We start from the raw sequence: 21500 nt of genomic DNA, 5'->3' as shown, positions 1-21500 counted from the left end.
CATTTTGCTAATAGACACTTAGACTCATAGCTACTTGAATTAAATCGAATATTTGGTGGGTGTTTGAGGATCTGCTTGATATTCAAAGTTTCCACTATTGATGATGAACCGGAAAGTTAAGTTCAACCCATACGTCGGAATTTACCAGTGTCCGATTGCGCATGCGGCTTCGAGGTTGAGGATAGAGTGAGCTTCGCGGGCGGAGAAGGTGAACTCGTAAAAGCCACCCACCGACCATCTGGGAGTTGCCTGCTTCATATCCTAACCGACGACGACAACTCCAAGAAGCTCCCTGCTGCAGTTGTTGAGCTAATAGATAGCAGCGACACACTGCTCGAGAAGGGTGAGTTCGACGACCCGAAACGTTTCTATCTCCGTGCTCGGGCCGCCGAATTGGATCTCGCCCATCGGCAGGACCGATTCGTCGCATTAGAGAACAACCGCATCGATATCGCCCCCCACCAGGTAAAGGCTGCTCACGAAATCCTTACCTCCTACGACCACCGCTACCTCATTGGCGACGAGGTGGGTCTCGGGAAGACGATCGAGGCAGCAATAGTTATCGAAGAACTCGCTGCTCGCGGGCAGGCTGACCGGGTGCTCATCGTCGCCCCTGCACCGCTTACTACGCAGTGGCAGGAGGAACTCCGCGAGAAGTTCGGTACGAACTACGTCGTCTACGATCGCGATTACGTCGAGGCAAAGAGGGACGCCTATCCTGCCGAAAACGTGTGGTCGCATGAAGACCGAATCATCACCTCCATCGACTTCGCTAAGCAGGAAGACATGCGCTCGGCGTTGAAGAATGTCCAAGAGAACTGGGACATCGCCCTCTTCGACGAGTCCCATCACCTCACCGCTCGCCGTGAAGGGAAGCGCGGGATCGACAAGACCGACCGTTATCGGGTTGGTGAGGCAGTTTCCGAGACTTCTGATGGAATGCTGTTCCTCACAGGGACTCCGCACAACGGGAAACGGGATCAGTTCTACTTCATGATCTCGCTACTTGACCCCTATCGCTTCCGCGACGAGCGCGACGTCGACAGAGAGGGACTGCGAGACCTGATGATTCGTCGATTGAAGGATGAAATGTACGAGGCCGACGGATCGCCGATGTTTCCTGAAAAGAACATTCAGACGCTTCCAGTCGGGTTCTCAGGCGAGGAACGGAAGCTCTACGACGACATCACGGAGTACATCACCGAGCACTACAACCTCGCCAGTCGGGAAGAGAACGACGCTGCGGGGTTCGCAATGGTCCTCTACCAGAAACGCCTCGTCTCCTCGATATACGCGATTCAGCAATCTCTTCGGAACCGCATGGAATCAATCAAAGCAGGCGGTGCCGACCCAAACGATCTCTCTCCTGTTACGAAGAGCCTGCTTAATGAGTATCGAGAGGACCCCGAGATGCTTACCGAGGCTCAGCGTGAGCACGTTGAAGAAGAGCTTGGTGGTGCTGCTGCCTCTAGCGATCCGGAGAAGATCGAAGAAGAGCTCTCGATAGTCCGAGATCTCTACAACCAAGCAAAGGCTATCCAAGTAGACTCAAAGGCAGATCGCCTTCGGGAGTATGTGAATGGAATTTTAGAGGAGGATCCCGACGAGAAGATCCTCATCTTCACTGAATACACAGATACACTCGAGTACCTCAAGGGACGGGTGTTCGGGGATAGGGATATCGCGGAGGTCTACGGCGATCTCTCCCAGTCGCAGCGCCAACAGCAGTTCAAGAAGTTCGAAGGATCGGCCAACGTGATGCTGGCAACGGACGCCGCTCGGGAGGGATTGAACTTACAGTTCGCTCACATCATGGTGAACTACGACCTACCTTGGAACCCAACCCGGATCGATCAACGTATTGGACGCCTCCACCGCTATGGGCAGGAGAATACTGTCGAGATCCGAAATCTATTCTTCAAGGACACCCGGGAGAGCATCATCCTTGAGCAACTCCTCGAGAAGATCGATGAGATCGAGGATACACTTGGGATGAGCTCGGATGTCCTCGGGCTCGTCCTCGAAGACATCGATCTAGAGGAACAAATCATGTCCGCACTCGCGACCGGTCAGAGCCCCAATGCCGTCATCGACGACCTTGAGGCCATCGTCGAAGATCAAGAGGAGGCTGTCCGTCGCGTTGACGAAGAGCTCCTCATCCGGGATAAATTTGACCTGAGTAAGGAAGATCGAGAGATACTCGATATCGTCGAGGAGAGTGCTACAGATACGGTTAGTGACGAAGACATCGAATATCTCGTCAAAACCGTCTGTCAAGAATTCGGTGGTGGTTTCGAAAACATTCGCCCCGGCCCCGCCGAAGATGGTGATAATGTGTTTGACCTAGTCGTGCCTACCCAAGTTACCAATGGGGATGTTGCGAGCCGATATGACGGTGCAACCTTCGATCGCGAGAACGCACTTGTAGACGAAACTCTCGAATTTATCACACTCGGCCATCCCGTGGTCCGGGCAATGATGGCGTACTGTCTGGATACAGATGCTGTTGGTGGGCAGACGGCTGTCCTTACTGGAGGGAAGGAACTGAGGACACCAGGACTCCTCTGTCATTACCGGATTGGCTATCTCTCGGGAACGGGTGAGACGGTGACTGAGGAGCTCGTACAGGTCTACGTCACCACTGATGGTACAACCCGGACCGAGAACATCCATATCACGGGTGGGCTGCCCCCGTCAGCTATCGGTGGACGTTCCTCGATTGGCACTGTGACCGCGCAGGCTGAACAGCTCGTCTCGAAAGCAGACGACATAGCATGGGAGCTTATCGACGACCTTGCACAAGAAGCACGCGCAGACCGAGAACGAGAGAGCCGTATTCGTCGAGAGCACGCCAAGAACTACTTCGAGTATCGGATGGAAGACCTCGAGGAACGAATCGGGCAGTTCGAAAAGCGCGACCATGCAGGCGAAGATATGAGTGCGGTACTCGCAAAGCATCGCAGCGAACTTGCTGAATTACGAGAGGAGAAAAATGCAGAGATGGCCCGGCTCGATGGAGAAGAACAGGTTGTTCCCGATGAACCGGACCTTGTGAACATGGCTGTCGTCGTTAACGCCTTCAAGAACTGAGCACAGTTCCAAACGACTTTCGTTACTCCCAGCCTTCCGCTCGCACAATGGATTCGGGACTATCTGCGATCGATCTCTTTTGTGGCACTGGAGGGCTTACTGAAGGGCTCCGATGGGCCGGCTACGACGTACGCTGGGCGATCGACTATGATAAGTCTGCGGTTGAAGCCCACCGTGAGAACCACGGTGATTTCGCTATTCGGGCGGATATCCGTGAGACCAATCCCGCCGAAGATGGGCCCGACATTGAGCCAGGTGACCTTGACCTCATTGCAGGGGGTCCACCCTGTCCATCGTTCTCTACGATCGGTCGTTCAAAACTCGGCTCTCTCAAGGATCGCTCCGTCGACGAGGACGAACGAAACGTTCTATATCTTGATTTCCTCCGGTATGTCAGGCATTTCCAACCAAAGGCGTTCGTTATGGAAAACGTACCTGGGATGCTGACTGACACAGTCACTATCGAGTCAGACACACTCCAAGAGTCTCTCCCGACCGAGACAGGACAGGAGATCGAGCAATCCCCGGTTGGTGAGGAAGTTTCTGTCGCAGAGGTTATCCTCGAGGAGATGGAGGAGCTTGACTATACTGTAGACTGTTTCCTTGTTGATGCAGCGGATTTCGGCGTTCCACAGCATCGAGAGCGGCTCTTCTTTATTGGCCGGCGAACAGGAAAGTCACTGCCAGAGCTCACTCGGTGGTTCACCCACCGAAAGCCAACCGATCGAGAGAAAGGCCAGCGAATGCAGGTTCGTCCCGAGCTGAAGGGCAGCCATGACAAATCTCAAGAGACATTCAGAGTAGGTTCATCGTCTATCCTTCCCTCCTTTGAGCCCGACCGGGAATACAGACATCCATACCTCACCGTGGCAGACGCGATTATGGACTTGCCGCCGATTTCTCCCGCCGGGGAGATGCCACCGAACCAAGCGACCGAGTATACGCTTCCTCCTGTCTCTCCATATCAGGAATGGGCTCGGAACGTCACAGATGGTGAGGACTGGGAGAACCAGTCACTCCGTAACCACAACGCACGCTGGCACAATCACTTCGACCTCTCAATATACAAATTGCTTGGCAGTGGTGTCGGGTGGAACATCGGCCAAGTAAGTACTAGACTCCAACCATACCGCAATGACGTATTTCCTGATAAGTACAAGAAGGCAAATCCCACGAAGCCAGCGTCAACGATCCTCGCACACATTCAGAAGGATGGACACATGTTCATCCACCCAACGGAGGCACGGTCACTCTCTCCTCGAGAAGCGGCTCGTCTACAATCGTTCAAAGATACATACTGGTTCCCGGAGAGCCGGACAAACGCGTACCGTCTGATTGGAAATGCTGTGCCACCTCGACTCGCGGAAGCAGTCGGTGTTGCAGTTCGAAGGACAATTCTCTCGGATAGACACGTCGATGACTGAAGGCTCTGCGTTAGAGGAAGAGAATCAGAGGAACAGTGATATCACGTATCGTACCGTCACTAGTCAGTGACTATCTCTCTCACCCAGATCACACGTACAAGGCGATGATAGTACATCCTTATCCCTGTTACGATGTCTGTGGGGGTCAGATTCTATTCGTTCTGTGTCATCTTGCACCGCTTCTGCTGATATCGACCCCGTGCTTGAAGATGTGCGGGCTGATCACGCTACAGCTCTTCTTGCGAGAATCTGCCTTCTCGCGGTGGACGTAGCCCGCGCAGCAGTTCGGGCACCACAGCGTCGGCTTCGGCTTTGTCGGGTTGCGCTTCTCGACAATGGCTACGTTTGGGATCCGGTTATTGAACCACCAAACCTCAGGGAGCGGGCGATCCTCGCGTGTGAAGGTGTCGTCTAACTCTAGTTTTAGCTCTATCGGTAGACGACCGCAGCGTGGCGCGGGGCAGTCTCACTCTTGGCTAATAGGAATGAGTGGATGTGGTTCGCCAGCCGTATGCTCTTTGACATTCTTGGCTATGTCTCTGGCTCGTCTACGCTATTGAGCAAGGCTACCGCTCGGAAAACAAACCGCGGGCGGGGAACAGACCCCTCCCTACCGAATTCACATAATACGGCAATGTATAAAAAACCTCCGGGGAAAACGTATTTATCGACTCTTGGCGTGGATCTTGTTGAACAATCAGAATCAAAACGAGGGAACAGACCCCTTCCTACCACCGAGTCTGTTCTCTCACTGCCCACATAGCTCTTCCTGCTCAGGCGGAGAGCGAAGTGAGGCAGCCGGCAGGCCGTAGAGTTCGCAACTACTGCCAAGACCGACTGGTATCGGTTGTTGGATTGATGGATCAGCGAAATAACCGAGACCACCTCATCAACGACTCAGCATCGTACCTGTTTAATGAGGGCCAGCAATAATGAGTATAGAAGATGCTCCAGACGAAGTAGAGGAGTACGTAGCAGAGAACCATGACTTGCTTGTCCGGATGCTCGCATATGGCGATACTGAAGCACGAGGGTATGCGCTAGCCCTTCTCGCAAACGGTGGAACACCTAACGACTTAGAGCAGGTGCAACGTGAATTCGACAAGCTCCGAGAGGATGGTGGATGAGCCTATTCGTCAGACAGCGCCTCCACAAAGCCCTGTGCATCCTCGAACAGGTCCGGGTTGTCCTCGAAGACAGTCATGAGGTCACGGGCGCGACGCACATCATCCAACATTTCTGGGTTTTCACCTGCGAGTCGATATACAGCGTCCCGGAGTTTGCGCTCCTGTGCTTCGAGTTCTGGTATGGCGTCGTAGTCAAGTACTTGCCCACACCACACACATTTCGGCTCGTCGCGGGGCGTCTCTTTCTCACACCGGGGACAGTCAATTGGACCGAACGGTTCGGTGTCGTCTTCTTCGACTTTGACACCGTGAACCTTTGCGTACTCCGAATCGCTCTCGCCGCCAAAGCGAGCAACATAGTGGGCCGTCGCGTCGCTTCCACGTACCCGTCCCTGTCGGTCTTCAATATACGCTTGGTTCATACCTTCCCGAGCAAGGAACGTGGCATTCGATTTCCGAAAATTCGTTGGCGTGACAGTTTTCACGACACCTGCTCGCTCTGCAGCGTCTTTGAAGACGTCGTTGAATCGTCTGTAGGTGAGCGGCTCCGAGCTACTCAACTTCGACCACAAAGGCGCATCTGGGTTATCGGGAGCAGGGTGTGCACTGCCACCGCGACCGTGCAGCCACTGTTGAAGATATGGGACACTAGGAATGAGTGGGACAGACCGCTGTCCACGCTTTCCATCGACTCTGATTTGCAACCCATGCTCATGGTCGCTCACGTTCCCGACAGTGAGGTCTTTGAGCTCACCACTTCGTGCTCCAGCGTCGAATGCAACAGCGATGAGAGCCGCGTCACGAGCGTTCTGCGTCGCCTTTATCATGGGCTTCACGTCAGTTTCCCACTCGAGCATATCGGCCGGATCGGGAACCGGATTGTGGCTACTGCTCGTGCCAGAATCAACCCAATCAATAGACGCCGGAGCTCGATCGGACTCGCCATTGACTCCCTTCTCGGTAACGCGCTTTCCGAAGATTCGGAGCGCAGTCCGGTAATCGTGTTTCGTGTTCTCATTGTCGTATTCGCTCTTGATCCACAACACGATATCTTCGGCCGCTTTGCGGCTTTCGAGCGAATCAGTGAGCACTCCTGGTCTCACGTTTTCGGCGATGCGAGTACAGTGTCGCAACAACTTCTCTCGGCGATAGTCGCTATATTTAGAATCCAAGAGTTGCATCCTTCGATCGAACTTAAGCAGTGCTTCACGGTCGCTTTCACTCACATTACGCGACTTTTCGTGGTCTTTCAGCTCTTGGGGATCCCCCCGAAGTTGGCGCTTGAGCGCGTCAAGCATTCTCTCTGCATCACTCATTTCTTATTTACCTCTATTATACGTGGGCTATTGAACCTAGGGTTCAAAGCCCGGCCTAGGCTTTTCGGGTTCTCACGGTTCCCATCGAGCGATAGCTCCAGTCGCTCGGGCACTCAGCTCCGGACTCGCGTCGCCGATCCTGCCGCTCACGATCGGTCTGGCGGATGAAGAGCACGATTGCGCCCAGTTCGAGGTACGCTATGCCCGAATCAACCGAAGACTACGAGATGCTGGAGCGGCCGGCCGTATCGTCAGTTGCCCGTCTCCGTTTCGGGGACCTCCGCGGAGGGCGGCTCGTCGGTGACGATCAACTCGCCGTAGTTCTCACACCCTTCGTGACTACATCGGAGGTTCATCTCGTCGTCGTAGACGCCCCTGTAGCCACAGACGGGACAGGTCATCGTCTCATCCCTCGCTCGTCGAGCTTGGTCCGATCGCTCTCATCCTCGGATAGATACACGTCAGTGGCACGGTACAAAAATGGTTCGTCGGCGGCAACGCGGCCGTGGGGACTCGCCGATCGTCGGTCACACGACCACGCAACGAACCGTTCGTCGACGACCCGTTCGACGCGAGCGACCTCCGCGAGTGCTTAGCTCCCACCGGTGCCGGCGACCCCGCCGACGCCGCCCTTGCCGCTGTCGCTCCCGTCGTCACCGAACTCGACCGCCTCGTTCGTGACGTCGACGACGAACTCGGAGTCGTTCGTATCGGTGTGCGTATCGCCCGTCGACGTCTCGAGTTCGGCTTCGATCCGCACGCCGATCGGGCCCACGTCCTCGGACTCGCCGTCGTTTTCGGCCTCGAAGCGCTCCTTGCTCCACGACGCCGACTCCGAGATCAGGCTGAGTTTGTCGTCGAAGGTGTACTCGCCCTCCCCCGACTGACCGCCCTCCGAGAGGGACTTGGTCTCGCTTCCCAGCTCCTCGTACTGGCCGTCGAGAGCGCTGCTCTCCGCCGAGAGGGTGAACGTGATCGACTCCGGCGACGAATCGAGCGCCGACCACGAGTAGGTCGGCACCGGCTTGAACCAGACGTCGTTGATGGAGCCATCCCCGGACGTGATGGAGACGTCGTCGGCGGTGAAGGTCCGCTCTTCGAGGGCGAACACCGGCTCGGTACCGAAGTACTGGAGCCCGCCCACACCGACCGCCCCGGCGACGCCGAGCGCGCCGACGCGCCGAAGAACCGTCCGTCGACCGACGCCGTCCTGCTTACCGCTGTCTTTCGTCATGGACGACGTTTCTATCGTCCGACGGGTCACTGATCGCCCTAGATGCTTAGGTTGTCGATCACCGACCCTTGTGTTTACTTCCCCGTATCGTTCGCTAAACGTGGGTGGGTTCGTACCCCATCCACCCTACTGCACGATGCGAGACCACACGCTCTTGGGAATGTCGAGAACGTCGCTCGCCGCGAAAGCCGGTTACGCGGTCGCACCCGGCTGGAACACGTTCACGCGCTCCCAGTTGTGAGGCAGCTCCTCCTCGGGGAGGTCGCCGAGTTGCTCGAGCTCGGCGGCTCGAATACGCTTCATTCTGCACGAACAGCTGTATTCGAGCGTCGATCGGTTGTCGGGCCGTTCCGTGACGACGGTGAGGGAGACCCCTTCACCACACGATTCGCACCGGTACATCGGTGGTCGCATGCCTGCTAGCTCGTTCGGGCGACGAACCCATCAGACCCGTGCTTTCGATGGCCAGTCGCCGCCCGTTCGCGTGTCTTCGCGACTCTGCACGCTGTTCACGGCGGGGGCACGGTTCGGCCAGCGGGGACGAACATCTCCCCTCTTCTCGTGGACGAACAGGCTGCCTTTCCCGAACCGTTATAATGAATCGGCCTGCATCAGCAGGTATGGTGGCGCAATCGGAAGACACCCCGCTCGAAGCGTGCGACGACTGTGGCGAGACGGTTCTCGAAGAGTACCTCGAGGATGGTGCCTGTCCCGAGTGCCGTTCGGAGTCACACTGAGAATCAGCTATTCGAGCAGTCCGGACGGATAGTTCCCGGTCGAGTCCGGAAGGTCGGCCCGTCGGGCGGTGGGTGCGGTGTCCGTGGACTTACAACGGGGACAGGCCAACGTCGTTCCCCCAGACAGGGGTTGTTCGACCTCGACGAGATCGTACGTTACCTTCCCACACGAGTTGCAGTAGACCGGTTCTGCGTCGTCCTCCATAGCGAATACCCGTATCGACCGTGGTCGGCCGTTCGTCTTAGTCGTTCGGACGGAAGAGGGCGCTCTCGGGGATCGACACGGTTCCGGCGATCCGCTCTCGCCCCGGTTATCGAAACGGGAGGCCGGAACGCGACTCGCCACCCCCGATTCGAACGCCAGGCAGGTCGATATAGCTTTTCTGGGACGATCTCCTCCGTAGAGTCGAAAATCCCATCGTTCGACAAATAGAGCAGAAAAATCCAACACGGATATCGTTCGTAAACGATCTCGGGTGGAACTGGACGGATAGAAAACGTTACTACCCCTCGTGTGTGGGTTACGTTCACATGGCCGACGATACCAGTACCACCCTCCAGCAGACCCTCAACGACCGCCTGTTCCGCTGTCCGGAGTGTAGCACCCCGTTTCTGGAGGAACGGGCGATGAAGAGCCATCGAACCGAGAGTCACCGCTGAATCACGGACGAATCGGAGAGACGACACCCAAATCGATGCTACCGCGTCGATTCCGCCTACCATCTGCAGATACTATCCCACACCGAGTAACTCCCCTTTCGGCAGCGACGGACATCGCGCCCGGATCAGCGAAGCGACTTTAATCTATTCGCTGGCTATTATCGAGTATGCCGAAGATCAGCGTCGACGTCCCCCAGGAACTCCTCGACGACCTCGACAGCCACGTGGGTGAACACGGCAAGTTCGTGAACCGGAGCGAGGCGATCCGGGCCTCGATGCGGAAGACCCTCGACCTGCTCGACGATATCGACGACCGCCACGGCCGACTCGACCACGAGGAGTAGGCCCGCCTCGCTCGTTTGACCACCCTTATGCTGCTGTGGACTAATAGCCGGCTATGCCCCGAATCGCCTCGAACGAACATCGAACCGGTTCGTCGTCGACCGTTGGCGACTCGTCGTCGGTCGTTGACGACGAACGGACGCTCTCGATCGGACACGAACGGCCGATCCGCCTCAGCGCGGGCCACCGACTGCGTCGCCACGACGGCAAGTGCAGCCGTCCACACGGTCACAACTACGAGGTCTGTGTCGAGGTCACCGGCACGCTTCGGGAGGAAGGCTGGGTCGTCGACAAGGGGACCGTGACGGCCGTCATCGACGAGTGGGACCATCGGTTCCTGCTCGAACGCGGTGACCCCCTCGTCGAGGCCTTCGAGGACTGTGGCGACGGCGACGCGCTCGTCGTGCTCGACCAGCCCCCGACGGCCGAGGTGATGAGCATCGTGCTCGAACGGCGGTTGGCCGACCGGCTGCCGGCGACGGTGACCGACGTCACCGTCTCGGTCGCCGAAACGAGCGAGCTCCGGACGGAAGCCCCGAGGTAGCATGCCGGTCAACGCCGAGGCCGAACCCGGTGAAGAAGTCCGAAACGAAGCCGACCCCGACGCGGCGGGGCTGCCGGTCAACGAGCTCTTCTACTCGCTCCAGGGAGAGGGAACGCTCGCCGGCGTACCCTCGGTCTTCGTTCGAACCAGCGGCTGTAACCTGCGATGCTGGTTCTGTGACTCGTACCACACCTCCTGGGAGCCGACCCACGCCTGGATGGGGATCGAAGCGATCGTCGACGAGGTGACGAGCTACGACCGGGCCGACCACGTCGTGATAACCGGTGGCGAGCCGCTGATCCACGAGGCGGTCGTCACCCTCGTCGACGCGCTCGGGAACGAGGGCTACCACGTCACCGTCGAGACCAACGGGACCATCCACCGCGACGCCGCGATCGACCTCGCGAGCATCAGCCCGAAGCTCGCCAGCAGCACCCCTACCCCTGAACGGGACCCGAAAGGCGACGGCGAGTGGCGCGAGCGCCACGAAGCGCGCCGTATCGACCTCGACGCGCTGGCGCGACTCGTCGAGGACTACCCCACACAGCTCAAGTTCGTCGTCACCGACCCCTCGGATCTCGACGAGATCAACGACCTCGTCGACCGGATCCGTGAGGAGACGAGCGCTCGGATACCGGATCGGGACGTCCTGTTGATGCCCGAGGGACGAACCGAAGCCGAAATCGCCGCGAACCGCGGGGTCGTCGCGGACCTCGCGATGGAACATGGCTACCGGTACACCCCGCGCCTCCACGTCAACCTCTGGAACGACGAGGCGGGGCGATAGCGATGGCCGAACGACACGACCCGTCTCGCGACCCGGCAGCCGATCGACCAACGACCCACGAAACCGTCCACGACGACACCGACACGAACTCGACGGCGTTCGTCCTCCTCTCGGGCGGTATCGACTCGGCGGTCTGCCTGCAACGGGCGCTCCGCGACCACGAGACGGTCGAGGCGATCCACATCGACTACGGCCAGCAAACGGAGGCCATCGAGCGGGCCAACGCCGAAGCCCAGGCCGACCGACACGACATCCCGCTCCACGGCTGTGACTACCGGACCGTGTTCGCGGGGTTCGCGGCGGGGACGATCGAGGACAAGACGTACGACCGGGACCACACCACCGACGAGCGCCACAGCGTGGGCTACGTCCCCCAGCGAAACCTCCACTTCCTCACCACGGCCGCCGCGATCGCCGAACACCACACCGACCCCGGGGAGCCCATCACGCTCTATCACGGGGCCCAGCGAAACGACGAGGCCGACTATCCCGACTGCCGACCGAGCTTCATCGAGGCCGCCCAGAGCGCGGTCGACCGCTCGACCGACCGGCACTCGATCCGTATCCGGACGCCGATCATCGACCGCTCGAAAGCGAACGTCCTGCGCCTCGGCGACCGTCTCGGGGTCGACTGGGAGCTCACCTTCAGTTGCTACAACGACGCGGACGGGGAGCCCTGCGGGGAGTGTCCGGCCTGCATCGAGCGCGAGGAAGCGTTCGCGGACGCCGATATCGAGGATCCGGTTTCTTGAGTGCTCTACGAAGCGTTCGGCGGTTTTCGAGAGTTGTCCTGCGGGGACCCGATAAACCAATTATTGCTATACAAAAGACGGAATACGGCTCTGGCGAAGAACGGCGTACTCGCGGGCAAAACGACGCTTCCAGCCGTCGTTTCAACTATCAGAATCCATAGCACAAGCAGAAATTATCAGATAGTAGAGTATGTCGTCAGTCCTCGATCTCGATGTGGCGGCCCTCGTCGATGACCTCGGCTGTGTCCTCGGTGGGCACCCTGATCTCGAGCACGCCGTTACGGTAGTGGGCGGTGATCTCGTCTTCGAGGACGTCGCCGTCGAGGCCGATCTCGCGGCTGAACCGGCGGCTGTGGAACCCCTCGTGGTCGTCCTCGTGCGTGCCACCGATGTGGAGGGTGCCGTCGTGGAACCGGACGTCGAGTTCGTCGCGTTCGAAGCCGGGCGTGTCGGCGAGGACGGTGAACCCCTCGGCATCGCGTTCGACGTTCAGGGTGGTGTCCCACTCGCTGTGGTCCCAGCGGTCGCCGGAACCGTCCTCCAACGCGGGCATCCGCCAGTCCGCGTCCTGCCAGTCACCCCAGTTCGTCGCGGCGAAACGGCGGTTCATCTCGTCCATCATCCGGTCCATGCGTTCGAAGGGAGTGTCTTTGTAGCTCATGTGTATCTCCGACCCTATATACGACTTCTGACTATATAAAATAACTGAGATAGGTGATAGCAGCCGGCCGTTTCGTGGGTTCGGAAAGGGTGGTTCGGCGGCGAATCGACCCCCACCGTCGGCCACGCCAAACTACTTGCTCGATGGGTGTCGAGGGGCAGGTATGCCGACGAACGCGGACGAGGCCGGTCGTGCGGGCGTTCTCGAGAGCAAGCGAAACGCCACGCGCTATCAGATCCTAGTCGAGGTCGCCGAACGCCAGCCCGCCGTGAGCCAGCGCGAGATCGCCGACGCCATCGGCGTCACCGCCCAGGCCGTGAGCGAGTACCTCGGGGACCTCGCCGAGGAGGGCTACGTCGCGAAGCACGGCCGCGGCCGGTACGAGGTCACGAAGGAGGGTGTCGACTGGCTCCTGAGCCAGACCGACGACCTCCGGGGGTTCATTCGGCACGTCACCGAGGACGTCATCGGTCGCGTCGAGGTCGAGACCGCGGTCGCCACCACCGAGATCGCGGCGGACGAGACGGTCTCGCTCACGATGCGCGACGGCGTGCTGTCGGCGACGGCGGGCGAGGCCGGGAGCGCGACCGCGGTCGCCATCACCGACGCCGAACCCGGCCAGGACGTCGGCGTCACGGAGTTCGAGGGGCTCGTCGAACACGAGGTCGGGTCGGTGACCGCGGTCTCGGTCCCCGGCGTCCAGCGCGGCGGCAGTTCGGCGGTCGATCCGACGACCGTGACCGACCTCGCCGAGGGCCACGACCTCGTGGCGACCGCCGGCACCGAGGCCCTCGCGACCGCTCGCGCCGCGGGGATCGACATCGACATCCGGTTCGCCACCGCGCCCGCGGTTCGCGAGGCGGCCACGAAGGGGCTCGACGTGCTGGTGCTCGCGACGGCGGACCTGCTCTCGGCCCACACCGACGAACTCCGCCAGGGCGGCATCGGCTACGAGGTCGTCGACGTCGGGTCCTGAATCGCCGACTCGTCCCTCATCGAGCCATCCCGCGACCGTAGGACATCGAAGGATCTACCTGTCGAGCGACCGCTCGTACAGCGCCACGAACCGCGGTACGACCGTCTCGGCCCGGTACTCCTCGACCTTCCGTGTCGCGGCCTCGGAGACGGTCCGGAGTTTCCCAGTGCGGACGAGACCCAGTATCGTGTCGACGAACCCGTGTGGCGTTCCGTCGGTGGTCCGGCCACCGCCACCCACGATGTCGCCGACGCTCCCGACGTCGCTGGCGACGGTCGGGGTGCCGGTCGCGAGGGCTTCGAGGAAGACCCGTCCGAACGGTTCGTCCCACCGGCCCGGATAGCAAAAGACGTCGTGAGCGGCGTAGATCCCCGGGAGGTCGTCGTTCGGGACCCGGCCGGCGAACGTGACGGCCGACTCTAGCCCGTGATTCCGTGTCTGGGCTTCGAGTTCGGAGCGGAGACCGCCGTTCCCGACGACCGTCAGCCGGAACGCCTCCGATGACCGGCGAGAGGGTTGGCGACCTCGTTGCCACTTCCCACCGGCGCGGTCGACAAAGTGCTTAACCGGCTTCGCAAGTGGCCGTTGACCTCGAATGCTATATCCATCATGCATCTCGAAGACGTGGGGGCACCGAACATCAGTGCGGTCGAGCACGAGTACACCACATGTCCCGGTATTCGATAGTAGAGTGGAACAACACGACCTCATCGGCTATGGATCCTGTGGTGCTAAGTGACTCCTCACCGGTACGGCTACATGGTCGATGATTCAACGGAACCGCTCGTTACTGCTATCATCCCCTCGTACAACCGTCCTGGTCGACTTGAGCGTGCACTTGCGAGTATCGAAGCACAGACCTACTCACCGATAGAGGTCATCGTCGTCGACGACCACTCCGACGAACCGGTAGAGACGGTGCTTTCGAGGCTCGACGACCGATTCGTGGCGAACGTTCAATGTCTTCGCCACGAGAAGAATAGAGGAGGAAGCGCGGCACGCAATACCGGGATCGAAGCCGCCAGCGGCGAGTTCATTGCGTTCCTTGACGATGACGACGAGTGGCACCCGGAGAAGATCGAACGACAGGTCGCCGTATTCGAGAACGCTCCACCGAACGTGGGCGTCGTCTATTCCGGGGTTCGGAACGTCGATTCGAGAGACCGCACTAACCACGAAAAAACGCCGAAACATACGGGGAAAGTGACAAAAAAGCTACTACTCCACAATTTCATCGGAACGTTTTCGTCCGTGATGATACGACACGATGCGGTCGAGCATGTCGGACTCCTCGACGAGCGATTTCCAAGCTGGCAGGACTGGGATTACTACCTCCGGCTCTCACGGGAATGTTCCTTTGAATCGGTGCCAACAGTACTCGTTACACGGCATACGGACTCGTCCGGCGACCAGATCAGCCGGAGTTATCGAAAGAAACGCGATCGGACGGTTCCGCTGTTTCGCGAGAAATACGAGGATTGGGCCCGTGAATACGGCCGGCTTTTTCATCGGCAGATGGTCGCAGCAATACAGTATCGACTCGGTCGGTCCGCGCTCTCGAATCATGCCTACGCCGAAGGGCGAGAACAATTGCTCCGTGCTGTATTCCACTATCCGGCACTGTGGGAAGCCTACCCATATATTGGGGCAACGTTGCTCGGCAATCGAGGTTACGAGGCCGCACGAGGGGTGAAACGTGCTGTAGTGCGATTACGGCATTGAACTGATAGGTAGCCCGCCCAGCGGACGAACGAAATCACGAGTACAACGATGTAGGCATTGGTAGTAACCACGTATCTGATCCGGAACCGATCGGTGTCGCCGCCAGCAACGTACCGGTCAGAAGACAGACAGGGAACAGCGAATCGAGTACGGCGCTGCGCTCCATCTAACAGTTCACTCGGAACGAGTCCGCTGGCTTCGTCGGCTCACAGAATACAGGCTAAATCAGCTTTCACCGGTAAAAACGAGACACGACGATGGTCTGCTGGGTACACCCGCTCACCGGTCTGTACGGTTGACGTGACCGCAAGGATTCGTGCGAGATTGATCGAAAGCACGCTCCTGAATCGAGCGGACGGGCGGACCGAACAAATCGGCCACGAAAGGACAGGTTTTCCTCCACCGGTTCCTATCCCAGACTCAGCAAGCTCTCCCGATGAAAGTCTGTTTCCTGATCAATCAGCTCGCACCCGGTGGCGCACCGACGCTACTGCTCGATATCGTGAGAAATACCGATTCTACGACCGATATCGAGTACACGGTGTGTTTCATCGAGGGCGATGACACGCTGGTTCCGGCGTTCGAAACCGCCGGAGCGCGGGTCGTGGACTTCGAAGCCGAGTTCAAGTTCGACCCGCGTGCGCTCGCTCGGATGGCCCGATTCTTTCGACGCGAGGAGTTCGACGTGCTCCACGCCCACCTCCCGTACTCTCAGACGGTGGGCCGTGTCTTCGGGCGGCTCGGCGGCATCGACGCCGTCGTGAGTACTCAACACAGCGCTCCGAACAACTATCACCCGATCACGCGGCTCCTCGAACGGCTCACACGGCCGCTCGATTCTCGCACAGTTGCGGTCTCGAAAGCCGTTGAACGGCTGTTTACGGGCGAATCGCATGCGTACGAACCGGGCCAAACTCACCAGTGGTGTACGATCCACAACGGACTCGACACGGAGGAGTTCGGGACAGAGGTACGAACAGCTAAAACTGATTCCATACGGCATGAGTGGGGTCTCGGTGATGGTCCTATTCTCCTGAATGTCGGACGATATTTCCCGCAGAAATCACAGCATACGCTGATCAAGGCGATGAGTCATGTCGTTAAGATGCGACCCGATGCACAACTACTCATAGTCGGTTGGGGCGAACTGGAGAACGAACTTCGGTCGGCAGTTCGGGAACGCGGTCTCGATGACAACGTTCGTGTCACGGGCCGTGTGCCAACGATCCATCCCTATTACCGGCTCGCGGACGCGTTCGTGCTCTCGTCGACCCGAGAGTCGTTCGGTATCGTACTCCTGGAAGCGATGGCCGCGAAACTGCCGGTCGTGGCGACCGACGTACAGGGGATCCCGGAGGTCGTCGACCACGGCCGGACCGGCCTATTGGTTCCACCGAACGATCCCGAGCGCCTCGCCGAGGCGATGGTCGAAGCCCTAAGAACGGACGAACCGCTCGGGGAGAACGGCTACGAGCGTGCAGCCACCGAGTTCGACATCCGGACCACGACCGCCTCACACATCGAGCTCTATCGGGAGCTGGGTGGCACCGCCGCTGGACCGAGCGAGAGTCGGCGCGACTGAAAATCTATTTAGGCCGGCGCGTCCCGATTTGTGCCATCCGATCGATGGTATCCCGCCCCAACGTCGTGGTCGTCGTGATGGACACCGCGCGCGCACGAGACGTCGTCCGGTCCGCGCACCGTGAGACACGGCTTCCGGCCATCGACCGACTCGCCGAGGAGGGAACCGAGTACACCAACGCGTTCGCCAGTGCGCCGTGGACGCTGCCGTCCCACGCCGGCCTGTTCACCGGGACCTACTCCTCGAAACACGGTGCCCACGCGGGACACAAACATCTCGACGAGGGTCTCCCGACGCTCGCCGAGGCCTTTCGATCGAACGGCTACGAGACGGTCGCCGTCTCGAACAACACCTGGATCTCCGAGGAGTTCGGGTTCGCGCGCGGGTTCGAGACTCTCTACAAGACCTGGCAGTACGTCCAGACCGACACCGACCTCGGCGAGGTGGCACGAACGAAACGCGGGAGCGAGATGGTTCGAGCCCTCGCCGCGCGGCTGCTCGACGGCAACCCGGCGATCAACGCCGCGAACGCGGTCTACGGCCAGTTCTTTCGGAAGCGAACCGACGACGGCGCGAGGCGAACTAACGAGTGGCTTCGGGGGTGGCTCGCCGACCGCTCCTCCCGGAAGCCGTTCTTCACGTTCGTCAACTACCTCGAACCCCACCTCGAATATCACCCGCCGCGCGCCCTCGCCGAACAGTACCTCCCGAACGGCGTGACCTACGACGACGCGATGGCGGTCTCACAGGACGCGTGGGCCTACATCACCGGTCACGAATCGCACACCGAGGCGGATTTCGACATCCTCCACGGGCTCTACAACGCCGAGATCGCCTACCTCGACCGTCGCATCGGCGACCTCCGTGGCTATCTCGAAGCCACCGGCGAGTGGGAGGATACGGTCCTCGTCGTGACGGGCGACCACGGCGAGAACATCGGTGACCACGGCCTGATGGACCACCAGTACTCCCTCTACGACAGCCTCCTCCACGTCCCGCTCGTCGTGGCCGGCGGCGCGTTCGACGGCGGTGGCCGGGTCGAGGACCTCGTTCAGCTCACCGACCTCGCGCCGACGCTGCTCGACGCCGCCGATCTCGACGCGCCCGCGATGCGCGAGTCCATCCAGGGCCGGTCGTTCCACCCCGACGCGAACGCCGACCCCCGGACCCACGCCATCGCCGAGTACATGGCTCCACAACCTTCGATGGATGCGCTCCGCGAGCAGGTCGGTCCCCTGCCCGACGGGTTCCCGTACGATCGGTCGCTCCGGGCGGTCCGAACCGACGACGACAAACTGATCCGCGGGTCGGACGGCACGCGGGAACGGTACGAGGTACGAACCGACCCCGAGGAATCGACCGACCTCGCCGACGAGAGCTCCGACCGAGTCGCCGAGCTCGAAACCGTGCTCGACGACTGGCTGGAGTCGTTCGAACACAGCGAGGCCTCGGGGTCGGTGTCGATGACGGACGCGACGAAGGACCGGCTCGAAGACCTCGGCTATCTCTGAACCGCTGAGCGCGAGTCAGTCCGAAACCGGCTCGTCGGTCAGTGGGTCGGCCCCGCAGAGTGCCGCCAGGTGGGTCGTCGTCTTCCTCGCGGTCGCCGACCACGAGTACTCCTCGGCGATCCGCTCGCGACCCTGCTCGCTGTAGCGTGCGTACCGCTCCTCGTCGTCCGCGAGATCGTCGATCGCGCTCGCGAAGCCCTCCTGGTTCCCCACGGGGACGGTGACGCCGGCTCCGTCGACCACGGACCGTATCTGGGTGAGGTCGCTCGTCACGACCGGCGTGCCCGTCGAGAGCGCTTCGAGCACCGTCCGCGGGAGCCCCTCGGCGCGGCTCGGGAGCACGAAGAGGTCGGCGGCGCGGTAGACCGCCGGCATCGCCTCGTAGTCGACCTCGCCGAGGAACCCCACCGCGTCGTCGAGGCCGTGCTCGGCGACGCGGTCTTCGAGTTCCGTCCGGAGCGGCCCGGTGCCGACGAACCAGAGCCGCGCGTTCGGGTGTGTCTCGCGGACCGTCTCGATGGCCGCCAGCGCGTCGCCGGGCCGCTTCCCCTCGACGAGCCGGCCGACGAACACCACCGCGGGGTCGCCGGCGATCCCCGAGCGTGCCGGGCCCTCCGGTGAGAATCGTGTCTCGTCGATGCCGTTCGAAACCACGTGGATGTCGCTTCGCACCCCGACCTCCCGGAGGCGCGAGGCGTCCTCGACGGTGTAACAGAACGCCGCGTCGGCGGTGTTGAACGTCGCCCGGCCGAGGCTCCGGAGGTACAGCCGGAACACCCACTCGGGGGCGGACTGGGAGTAGAGGCCGTGGTTCGTGATCGCGAGCGGTGTCGAGTCGAGCCGGCGTTTCAGCGCCGCGAGGTTCGTCGAGAAGTAGAGGTGTGAGTGGGCGTGGACGACGTCGTAGTCGTCGGCCTGCCGGAGGAATCGCGCGACCCCGACCGAGATGTCGTTGCCGAGGAGTTCGGCGGTCGCCGGCCGACGGATCACGGTGTAGCCGTCGCGTTCCTCGCGGCGCGGGCCGTCCTCGCCGATCGTGAGCACCGTCACGTCGTGGCCCATCGCGGCCTGGTCGCGGCTGAGCGCGTGGACGTGGTAGGGGCCGCCGCCGACGACGTCCGGATAGACCTTCTGCGCGACCCGGAGGATTCGCATCGGTCGTTCGAGACGCAGGCGGGGCAAAAACGGTTCGATACGCGGCCGGTGCGTGTGGCGATGACGGTTCCCGAGGCCCGACGAGCGACATTCGGTAGGTTTTATGCGCCTGGCTTTCTCGCATCCGAAAATGATCTTGGTAACGGGCGGTGCGGGGTTCATCGGTGGCCATCTCGCCGAGACGTTCGTTCGCGAGGGCCACGACGTGGTCGCGCTCGACAACCTCGAACCGTTCTACGACGTGGGCATCAAACGACGGACCATCGAGGCCGCGCGCACCGCGGCCGAGGACGGCGGGAGCTACGAGTTCGTCGAGGGCGACGTCCGGGACGCCGAGACGGTCCACGACCTCGTCGCGGACGCGGAGTACGTCTTCCACCAGGCCGCACAGGCGGGGGTCCGCACGAGCGTCGAGAACCCCCGAAAGGTCGACGACATCAACGTCGAGGGGACGCTCAACGTGCTCGATGCGGCCCGCGAGTCGGGCGTCGAGCGCGTGGTGTTCGCGAGTTCGTCGTCGGTGTACGGAAAGCCCGTCTCCTTGCCCTACCAGGAGGACCAGCCGACGACGCCGGTGAGTCCCTACGGCGTCTCGAAGCTCGCCGCCGAGAACTACGTCCGGGTCTACGGCGACCTCTACGACATCCCGACCGTCGCGCTCCGGTACTTCACCGTCTACGGCCCGCGGATGCGACCCAACATGGCCATCTCGAACTTCGTCTCGCGGTGTACGAACGACGAACCGCCCGTGGTCTACGGCGACGGCTCGCAGACCAGGGACTTCACCTACGTCGCGGACATCGTCCGCGCGAACGCGAAACTCCTCGACACCGACGCCGCCGACGGCGAGACCATGAACATCGGCAGCACCGACACCGTCTCGATCGAGACGCTCGCGACGACCGTCCGGGACGCCATCGCACCCGAGCTCGACATCGAGTACGGCGAGCGACAGGCCGGCGACGCCGAACACACCCACGCCGACGTCTCGAAGGCCGGGGAGCTGATCGGCTACGAACCGACCGAGGACATCCGGAGCGGCGTCGAGCGCTTCATCGACTGGTATCAGGACAACCGGGAGTGGTACGAACCGCTCGTTCGCTCGTCGTGAGGTCGGCCGAAACACCAGGATTTAGCCGCTCCGCGCCCCAGCGTTTCCAATGACTACCCGTGGCGTGATAATCGACCTCGACGGCACGGTCTACCGGGGCGAGACGCCCGTTCCGGGTGCGCGCCGCGGCATCGACGCCCTCCGCGAGGCGGGCTACACCCCCTGTTTCTTCTCGAACAACCCCACACGGTCGGCCGCGGGGTTCGCCGACCGGCTCGCGGGGATGGGCTTCGACGTCGACCCCGAAACCATCCGGTCGGCCGCCACGGTGACGACCGACTACCTCACGCGCGAACACCCCGACGACCGGGTCTTCCTCATCGGCTCGTCGGGCCTCCGTTCGCTGTTCGAGGCCGCGGGGCTGGCGCTGGTCGAGGACCCCGAAGCCTGTGACGTGCTGGTGGCCTCCTACGACCGGGGGTTCACCTACGACGACATGACCGCGGGGCTCCGGGCGCTCGAAGCCGGCGCGGCGTTCGTCGGCACCGACCCCGACGTCACGATCCCCACCGACGACGGGCGGTCGGTGCCGGGGTCGGGTGCCATCATCAACGCGGTGGCGGGCGTCGCCGAACGCGAGCCCGACATCGTGGTCGGCAAACCCTCCGGAGAGGCCCTCGACGCGGCGCTCGCGGCTCTGTCCGACCCCGACGAGTGTCTCGTGGTCGGCGACCGGCTCGATACCGACATCGCGCTCGGCGAGCGCGGCGGGCTGACGACCGTCCTGGTTCGCTCCGGCGTCACGGACGAGCACACGCTCGCGACGGGG

General features: G+C 61.1%; 21 protein-coding genes. 14 read left to right on the top strand and 7 right to left on the bottom strand.

Features of this window, described 5'->3' with window-relative positions; translation table 11 throughout:
* The first annotated feature begins 147 nt into the window (after positions 1–147).
* The 3 genes from C447_RS02580 to C447_RS17105 all read left to right on the top strand — a co-directional run bounded on the left by C447_RS02580 (position 148) and on the right by C447_RS17105 (position 5641).
* Positions 148–3090 (top strand): DEAD/DEAH box helicase, encoded by a 2943-nt coding sequence (locus C447_RS02580; protein ID WP_049904328.1) that lies wholly within the window; start codon positions 148–150, stop codon positions 3088–3090.
* A gap of 47 nt (positions 3091–3137) precedes the next feature.
* The gene (locus C447_RS17110) at positions 3138–4514 is read left to right on the top strand and encodes a DNA cytosine methyltransferase (RefSeq protein WP_007690610.1); all 1377 of its coding nucleotides are present in this window, start codon (positions 3138–3140) and stop codon (positions 4512–4514) included.
* 932 nt (positions 4515–5446) lie between these two features.
* Entirely contained in the window at positions 5447–5641 is a 195-nt protein-coding gene (locus C447_RS17105; RefSeq protein WP_079255012.1) for a hypothetical protein, read from the top strand.
* Between the two features lie 2 nt (positions 5642–5643).
* Here C447_RS17105 and C447_RS17100 read toward each other — a convergent pair whose 3' ends face one another.
* From C447_RS17100 to C447_RS02560, 4 genes are all read right to left on the bottom strand, one after another.
* Positions 5644–6957 (bottom strand): tyrosine-type recombinase/integrase, encoded by a 1314-nt coding sequence (locus C447_RS17100; RefSeq protein WP_007690609.1) that lies wholly within the window; start codon positions 6955–6957, stop codon positions 5644–5646.
* A gap of 251 nt (positions 6958–7208) precedes the next feature.
* A complete protein-coding gene (locus tag C447_RS17840) occupies positions 7209–7358 on the bottom strand; it encodes a hypothetical protein (RefSeq protein WP_153300680.1) in 150 nt (49 codons plus the stop codon).
* A gap of 191 nt (positions 7359–7549) precedes the next feature.
* The gene (locus C447_RS02570; protein ID WP_007690608.1) at positions 7550–8191 is read right to left on the bottom strand and encodes a hypothetical protein; all 642 of its coding nucleotides are present in this window, start codon (positions 8189–8191) and stop codon (positions 7550–7552) included.
* A gap of 744 nt (positions 8192–8935) precedes the next feature.
* Positions 8936–9133, bottom strand: coding sequence for a hypothetical protein (locus C447_RS02560; RefSeq protein ID WP_007690606.1), 198 nt, complete (start codon positions 9131–9133; stop codon positions 8936–8938).
* A 326-nt stretch (positions 9134–9459) separates the two neighbouring features.
* Between C447_RS02560 and C447_RS18710 the strand changes: the two genes are divergently transcribed.
* The 5 genes from C447_RS18710 to C447_RS02540 all read left to right on the top strand — a co-directional run bounded on the left by C447_RS18710 (position 9460) and on the right by C447_RS02540 (position 12013).
* Positions 9460–9588 (top strand): hypothetical protein, encoded by a 129-nt coding sequence (locus tag C447_RS18710; protein ID WP_275039438.1) that lies wholly within the window; start codon positions 9460–9462, stop codon positions 9586–9588.
* A gap of 167 nt (positions 9589–9755) precedes the next feature.
* The gene (locus tag C447_RS02555) at positions 9756–9932 is read left to right on the top strand and encodes a ribbon-helix-helix domain-containing protein (RefSeq protein ID WP_007690605.1); all 177 of its coding nucleotides are present in this window, start codon (positions 9756–9758) and stop codon (positions 9930–9932) included.
* A gap of 53 nt (positions 9933–9985) precedes the next feature.
* Positions 9986–10474, top strand: a complete 489-nt coding sequence (locus C447_RS02550; RefSeq protein ID WP_007690604.1) for a 6-pyruvoyl trahydropterin synthase family protein — start codon at positions 9986–9988, stop codon at positions 10472–10474.
* A 1-nt stretch (position 10475) separates the two neighbouring features.
* The gene (locus tag C447_RS02545) at positions 10476–11261 is read left to right on the top strand and encodes a 7-carboxy-7-deazaguanine synthase QueE (protein ID WP_007690603.1); all 786 of its coding nucleotides are present in this window, start codon (positions 10476–10478) and stop codon (positions 11259–11261) included.
* Positions 11262–11263: 2 nt separating this feature from the next.
* On the top strand, positions 11264–12013 hold the full coding sequence (locus tag C447_RS02540) for a 7-cyano-7-deazaguanine synthase (protein WP_007690602.1): 750 nt from the start codon (positions 11264–11266) through the stop codon (positions 12011–12013).
* Between the two features lie 196 nt (positions 12014–12209).
* Here the strand turns inward: C447_RS02540 and C447_RS02535 are convergent, their stop codons facing one another.
* Positions 12210–12674, bottom strand: a complete 465-nt coding sequence (locus tag C447_RS02535) for an Hsp20/alpha crystallin family protein (protein ID WP_237713331.1) — start codon at positions 12672–12674, stop codon at positions 12210–12212.
* 163 nt (positions 12675–12837) lie between these two features.
* Here C447_RS02535 and C447_RS02530 point away from each other — a divergent pair, with 163 nt between their 5' ends.
* On the top strand, positions 12838–13650 hold the full coding sequence (locus C447_RS02530; RefSeq protein WP_007690600.1) for a DUF7839 domain-containing protein: 813 nt from the start codon (positions 12838–12840) through the stop codon (positions 13648–13650).
* A gap of 54 nt (positions 13651–13704) precedes the next feature.
* Here the strand turns inward: C447_RS02530 and C447_RS02525 are convergent, their stop codons facing one another.
* Positions 13705–14265 carry a glycosyltransferase family 4 protein gene (locus C447_RS02525; RefSeq protein ID WP_007690599.1) on the bottom strand — a complete coding sequence of 187 codons (561 nt, stop codon included), beginning with the start codon at positions 14263–14265 and terminating at the stop codon, positions 13705–13707.
* Positions 14266–14409: 144 nt separating this feature from the next.
* Between C447_RS02525 and C447_RS17095 the strand changes: the two genes are divergently transcribed.
* The 3 genes from C447_RS17095 to C447_RS02510 all read left to right on the top strand — a co-directional run bounded on the left by C447_RS17095 (position 14410) and on the right by C447_RS02510 (position 18465).
* Complete coding sequence (locus C447_RS17095; protein ID WP_007690598.1) at positions 14410–15372, top strand: glycosyltransferase family 2 protein; 963 nt, start codon at positions 14410–14412, stop codon at positions 15370–15372.
* Positions 15373–15808: 436 nt separating this feature from the next.
* A complete protein-coding gene (locus C447_RS02515; protein ID WP_007690597.1) occupies positions 15809–16954 on the top strand; it encodes a glycosyltransferase in 1146 nt (381 codons plus the stop codon).
* A gap of 44 nt (positions 16955–16998) precedes the next feature.
* Positions 16999–18465, top strand: a complete 1467-nt coding sequence (locus tag C447_RS02510) for a sulfatase (RefSeq protein ID WP_007690596.1) — start codon at positions 16999–17001, stop codon at positions 18463–18465.
* 15 nt (positions 18466–18480) lie between these two features.
* Here the strand turns inward: C447_RS02510 and C447_RS02505 are convergent, their stop codons facing one another.
* Positions 18481–19620 (bottom strand): glycosyltransferase family 4 protein, encoded by a 1140-nt coding sequence (locus C447_RS02505; RefSeq protein ID WP_007690595.1) that lies wholly within the window; start codon positions 19618–19620, stop codon positions 18481–18483.
* A 130-nt stretch (positions 19621–19750) separates the two neighbouring features.
* Here C447_RS02505 and C447_RS02500 point away from each other — a divergent pair, with 130 nt between their 5' ends.
* A complete protein-coding gene (locus C447_RS02500; RefSeq protein WP_007690593.1) occupies positions 19751–20731 on the top strand; it encodes an NAD-dependent epimerase/dehydratase family protein in 981 nt (326 codons plus the stop codon).
* Between the two features lie 49 nt (positions 20732–20780).
* Positions 20781–21500, top strand: a 720-nt coding sequence (locus C447_RS02495; protein ID WP_049904326.1) for an HAD-IIA family hydrolase, incomplete at its 3' end; no start/stop codon positions are given.

The sequence above is a fragment of the Halococcus hamelinensis 100A6 genome, assembly GCF_000336675.1.
GTDB classification, from domain to species: Archaea; Halobacteriota; Halobacteria; order Halobacteriales; family Halococcaceae; genus Halococcus; species Halococcus hamelinensis.
The sequence above is the reverse complement of the archived record's forward strand: the minus strand, read 5'-3'. Positions and strand labels throughout refer to the sequence as shown.